This window comes from Streptomyces actuosus (assembly GCF_016921115.1).
Taxonomy (GTDB): Bacteria; Actinomycetota; Actinomycetes; order Streptomycetales; family Streptomycetaceae; genus Streptomyces; species Streptomyces actuosus_A.
Map to the genome: position 1 here is coordinate 1 of NZ_JAFFZS010000116.1, position 1,036 is coordinate 1,036.

At 20.7% G+C, this 1,036-nt stretch carries 1 protein-coding gene; it reads left to right on the plus strand.

Going from position 1 to position 1,036, the window contains the following annotated elements; all coding sequences use genetic code 11:
• Positions 1 to 434, plus strand: a 434-nt coding sequence (locus tag JS756_RS38910) for a hypothetical protein (RefSeq protein WP_205387442.1), incomplete at its 5' end; no start/stop codon positions are given.
• Positions 435 to 1,036: the final 602 nt, after the last annotated feature.

Below are 1,036 nucleotides of genomic sequence, written 5' to 3' on the forward strand. Positions count from 1 at the left end.
TATTTACAGTCTCATTAAGTATACTTTCTGTATTGTTATCAGAATTCTTACCTAAATTACTTATTAACTTTAAATTTACTAGATTTGGTTATAACATATTTAGTTTCTTTAATCAAAGATTCTACGTGGAATTATTTTATAATAAATACATTACAGATGGTGTTCTTAAATTAGGTGGTCAAACATCTAAGAGTCTTGATAAAGGTTCTGTAGAGTTAATAGGACCTGCAGGTCTTGAAAAACTTTTAGTTCATTTAAGTTCTAAATTAAATGAGTTAAGTACAGGTGTTGTTACTACATATGCTTTATATACATTATTAGGAATGTTATTCTACATAGCTTTCCTATTCTTTAATCTTGAATTTGATTTATTATATCTTTTAATAATTACTTTAGCTTTAATCGCTACACACCCTAATGAGAAAAAAGTGTAGATCACTAAAATCATAAATTTTAATTATTCAAAGATATATATTAAATAAATAATTTTTTCTTAATTTTTGTTTTACAAGTTTGAATAGATGAAAAAACTATCTACTACAGATATGTAAAATTTTTAATTTATTTGGTAAAATTTTACCTTATATAGGAAAAAAAAAAACAATTCATTTATTTAATGTAAAGCTATATATATTTTTATTAATAAATAATCAAAAAAAAAAATTTTTTATAAAGTTTTGCTGGGTGGTAGGGGTTTGGTTTATATAAATGATAGTTTTAGTAATTCCCTTCTTTCCGAATTCTTTTGGGTATTATATAAGTAACTTATGTAATACCCTAATTTCCTAACCCTTTCAGGTATTATATATGTAATTTAAGTATAAATATTGTAACTGCTTATTATACATATATATATATATTAATAGGTTAGAAGTTATATGTTATTTTAGTATGTTTATTATACAAAGATAACAATTTATTAATATTTGTTAAATTTTAATTATTTAAAATAAATAATATATAATGAAATATATATATATACATATATAAACTTTATGCTTTTGTCTTCAATATTTTGTTTATTATTATCTAATGC